The organism is Sunxiuqinia dokdonensis, from assembly GCF_001270965.1.
Classification (GTDB): Bacteria; Bacteroidota; Bacteroidia; order Bacteroidales; family Prolixibacteraceae; genus Sunxiuqinia; species Sunxiuqinia dokdonensis.
This window is the reverse complement of the sequence record NZ_LGIA01000116.1, coordinates 1-4,578: the sequence shown is the minus strand read 5'-3', so window position 1 is coordinate 4,578 and position 4,578 is coordinate 1. Positions and strand designations below refer to the sequence as shown.

Sequence of the window (4,578 nt, the reverse complement as noted above, 5' to 3'; positions counted from 1 at the left end):
CTCAGCGGCGAAATGGCCGATGGTGAAATTCGGATCGGTGACCAGGTTTATTACATCTGGGCAACACCGGTACTAAATTTTTATCAGGAGGTGGTTGGCGGAACAGCCATTGTGCAGAATGTAACCAAAGACAAAGAGGTGGAAGCACGCCTGAAAAAGGCCAAGGACGATGCGCAGAAGGCCGATCACGCCAAGTCGGTTTTTTTGGCCAACATGAGCCACGAAATTCGCACACCTCTGAATGCCATTGTCGGGTTTGCCGAGCAGCTGGCCAACTCTGAACTCAGCAAAAAGCAGGAAGACTTTGTCCGTTTCATCAACGATTCTTCCGAACACCTGCTGTCGCTGGTCAACGAAATCCTGATCCTTTTTAAGTTGGGGATGGGCAAAGTCCATATCGATCACATCGCCTTTAACATGACCCAGGTGTTGAATGTGATTTACAATTCGTTTATCATTCGGGCCAACGAGAAAAAACTACAGCTTTCTGTTCAAATTGATCCTAAAATACCCGACACGCTGGTAGGCGATCCTTTCCGGCTGCGGCAAGTGGTGATTAACTTGATGTCAAACGCCCTAAAATACACCGATGTGGGCCGGGTGGAATTGCGGTGTATTTTGATGAAAGAAGATGAACAAACGCTGGTTCTGCGCTTCGAGGTCGAAGACTCCGGCATGGGCATATCGCCCGAACTGAAACCTGTGATTTTTGATGAGTTCACGCAGTCGTCGGCCAACCTCGACAAAAAACGTAAAGGCGCCGGACTGGGATTGACCATTTGCAAAAAGCTGGTCGAGTTGATGGGCGGGCAGATTGAGGTGGAAAGCGAAGAGGGTCGGGGAAGCCTGTTTGCTGTGAGCTTGCCGTTTCAAAAAGCCAGTGAGCAGGAACGGGCAGAACATGATAGTCATTATTCGCTTCGTGAGAACCTGCTGGAAGGGAAGAAAATTTTATTTGCTGATGACGATGAATACAACCTGCTGCTCGCCGAAACCGTTTTATCGAACTGGAATGCAGACTTTCGTTTGGCACGAAACGGCGAGGAGGCTTACAATTTACTTCTGCTGAATCATTACGACATTGTGCTACTCGACATTCATATGCCGAAAATGAACGGCATGGAGGTGATTCAGGAAATCAGGAAAAATACCACAAGCCCCAATCACAAAACAAAGGCACTGGCCGTTACCGCCAATGTGCTCAAAAGCGATCTCAAGATCTATATGCATCAAGGATTTAATGGCTACGTGCTCAAACCATTTAAAGAGCGGGAGTTGTACAACAAGATTTGCAATGTACTTCAGCTCATCAGTGGCCACGTAGGGCAGGAGGATGCCCCGATTTCTGATCCTGCCAAGTCCGTCAAAAATCAAGCGTTTGATACGGAGAATCTTTGGCTAACATCGAATGGCGATCGCGAGTTTTTTAATAAAATGATTGATACATTTGTAAGGAATTCAAACAATCTCAAGTCAGATTTTATCATGGCCTTGAAAAACGAAAATTGGTCTGATTTGGGAGAAAAAGCGCATCGTGCCATTCCTTCTTTCAAGTTTTTTGGCTTGAGTGACTTGGTTGAGCAACTTGAAAATATAGAGAACCTGGCCTTGCGGGATAAGTCTTTTTCCAGCCTCTCAGACAGGGTCAGACAGGTGTTGGTGTTGGTGGAGGAAGCGATCAAACAGGCAGAACAGGTTCAACACCAAAACGGAAATACGGAACATTAGTCCAGATTGATTTGGAGAAAAGGACAATTGAAAAAAATATAAAATTGGTCAGCGACCTTAACAGCTAAAAAAATATGAGTAAAATATTGATCATTGATGACGATACTTTTATTTGCGAAATTCTGAAAAAGCAACTGACAAGCAATGGGTACAAAGTAGAAACGGCTTTTTCCGGCAAAAGTGGGATGGACGCCGTCAAAAACAAGCAGTTTGAGCTGGTGCTTTGCGATTTTCGCCTGCCCGACACCGACGGATTGGAGTTGCTTCAAAAAATCAAAGCCATGGCGCCGTCAACGCTGGTCATTATTATTACGGCCTATGCCGATGTTCGTCAGGCGGTTAAGTTGATGAAAATGGGGGCGGAAGATTACATCACCAAACCCCTTCAGCAGGAAGAAATTCTGGCATTGATTCGGCAAAAGTTGAATAAAGACGGACAGCCTGCTGCAAAAAAGGAACCGGATCACATATACACCGATGGTGATTTTATTATGGGGAAAAGTGATAACATGCGGTCGGTCATTAACCTGTCGCGGCGCGTGGCGCCTACCAACATGTCTGTTCTCATACAGGGAGAAACAGGAACCGGAAAAGAATACATTGCCCGGTTTATTCATCAGCATAGCAAAAGAAACAACAAACCCTTTGTGGCACTCGATTGTGGCGCAATCCCGAAAGACCTGGCCAACAGCGAACTGTTTGGACACATAAAAGGATCATTCACCGGTGCGGTGCGCGATAAGGAAGGCGTTTTTCAGCAGGCCAACGGCGGTACGCTTTTTCTGGATGAAATCGGAAACCTGAGTTACGACATACAGGTCCGGCTGCTACGCGTGCTGCAGGAGCGGACGGTGTCGCGTGTGGGCGAAAACAAAACCCAAAAAGTTGATGTACGAATTATTACCGCCACCAATGATGACTTGCTTGATGAAGTGAATCAGAATAATTTCCGGGAAGATTTATACCACCGGGTCAACGAGTTTAAGATCAATCTGCCGGCCCTTCGCGAACGAAAAGAAGACATTTTATTTTTTGCCAATCATTTTCTGGATGCTTCCAATAAAGAATTGGGCTTGCGCATTGAGCGAATTAGCAGCGATACCGAGTTGATTTTGCAAAAATATCCTTGGTTTGGCAACCTTCGCGAACTGAAGAACGTGATTAAACGCGCGGCTTTACTTGCTCCCGGAAATGAAATAGTCCGCGACTGCCTGCCGCGCGATATCGTCTATCCGTCCGACTCGGAAATGAATAGCGACAAAGTGGAAATTGGCGAATCGAAGTTGAAAGACGCTTCATCGGAATTTGAAAAGCAATTGATTATGAGGACGATTGAGGAGGCCGGATTTAACAAGTCAAAAGCCGCCCGCTTGCTGAAAATTGACCGCAAAACGCTTTACAATAAAATCAAACAATACGGTATTGAAATCTGATTCATTGCCACAGTTCTTTGGAACAGAAATTGGGCACTTTGAGCCATTGAGGAGGATGGAAAATGCGGCAATCAAAATTATTGAAGAAAATAGCTATTGTTGATGACACCCCTGGGTTCGTCAGAATTGAGGGAGGCAGATTGAAAGAGCAGACGATAAAAAACCAGGTCAAATGCTTTCGAAAAGCCTCTGGTTTGTTGAGTTATTTGGAGCAACTCAAGCATAAACATTCGCTGGACGATTTTCCCGACTACATCTTGATTGACATTCACTTGCCCGACATGGATGCCACTGCCTTTCTGGATCGGTTTGAACTCATCGTCGCCAATATGGAGACCCCCGAGATTTTCATTCTGGCCAGTTCCGGAAGTAAGAAAAACCGCGATCTCGCCATGCAGTATTCCTTTGTGAGCGCCTATCTCGAAAAGCCCGTTCCATCCGATTTTATTGAAGTGTTGATTGCCGGGAAGGGTGTGGACGATTCCCCTCATTAGTCTGTGGACTTTTTTGCACACCGGCATGATGATTGAAATTCTTGCCTGGAACAACTGATATTTTCTTCTTTTTGATACAAGATTTTGGCCCATATTTTCCACATACAAGCCAATGTTCGAAAAAATTGGACACACACAAATTATTGTGTCCCGATCGATTATTTTTGTATCTGAAATTGATTTTGCAGCCGAGGTACTAAGCTCTGCCTGGATGTCACTTGGAAAGGAGCATGAGTTTTCACCCTTCTTGTTTGTGAAACTGAAGCGTGAAAATTCGTCAAGCGTTCCATCGAATGCAAAATCAGGTAAACAATTTTAATGAGATGAGAAACGAAAAATTGCGCACCCATTCATCTGAATTTCTAAGAGGGACATTGATGGTTGTTCTGGGATTGGCTCTTTTGTTTTATCCCGGGTTCACGCTCGTGTCTATTACCCGCTTGGTTGCTGTTTTACTACTCGTGAAAGGTGCCATGGCTGGTCTGATCCTGTTGCTTTCCCGGAGCCGCCGAAGCAATCCATCCATGCTGTTGGAGCTGCTTTTTGATGTTGGCATTGGCTTGCTGATTCTCTATAATCCACGCGGCACGATTTCCTTCTTTGTTGTGATTCTCGCCATTTGGGCGCTAATCGGCGGCTTGCTCATGGCCTTCTCTTTCCAAACACTCCGAAAGGCCGGACTGGTGAACTGGGGCTTGTTTTTAAATAGCGTCATTGCCTTGTCATTTGGCTTGGTGCTCATTTTCGAACCCTTGCGCGGTGGTGTTGCCCTGGCCACGCTAATCGGTGCCTTTGCCTTGGTGTATGGGCTGGTTAATTTGCTCACTGCCTTTGTCCCAAAGCCGCGGTAGCTTGTCTATACGATGTCCGGTTTCGCTTTTCTGGCTGAAGGACAATCCGGCATCATTTTTTTTTACCAACTT

At 45.7% G+C, this 4,578-nt stretch carries 4 protein-coding genes; all 4 read left to right on the top strand.

Features of this window, described 5'->3' with window-relative positions:
- On the top strand, window positions 1-1,728 hold a 1,728-nt coding region (locus NC99_RS07635), incomplete at its 5' end, for an ATP-binding protein (protein ID WP_157624642.1).
- 74 nt (window positions 1,729-1,802) lie between these two features.
- Window positions 1,803-3,161 (top strand): sigma-54-dependent transcriptional regulator, encoded by a 1,359-nt coding sequence (locus tag NC99_RS07630; protein WP_053181785.1) that lies wholly within the window; start codon window positions 1,803-1,805, stop codon window positions 3,159-3,161.
- 80 nt (window positions 3,162-3,241) lie between these two features.
- The gene (locus tag NC99_RS07625) at window positions 3,242-3,655 is read left to right on the top strand and encodes a response regulator (RefSeq protein WP_162231172.1); all 414 of its coding nucleotides are present in this window, start codon (window positions 3,242-3,244) and stop codon (window positions 3,653-3,655) included.
- Window positions 3,656-3,978: 323 nt separating this feature from the next.
- Entirely contained in the window at window positions 3,979-4,506 is a 528-nt protein-coding gene (locus NC99_RS07615; RefSeq protein ID WP_162231171.1) for an HdeD family acid-resistance protein, read from the top strand.
- Window positions 4,507-4,578: the final 72 nt, after the last annotated feature.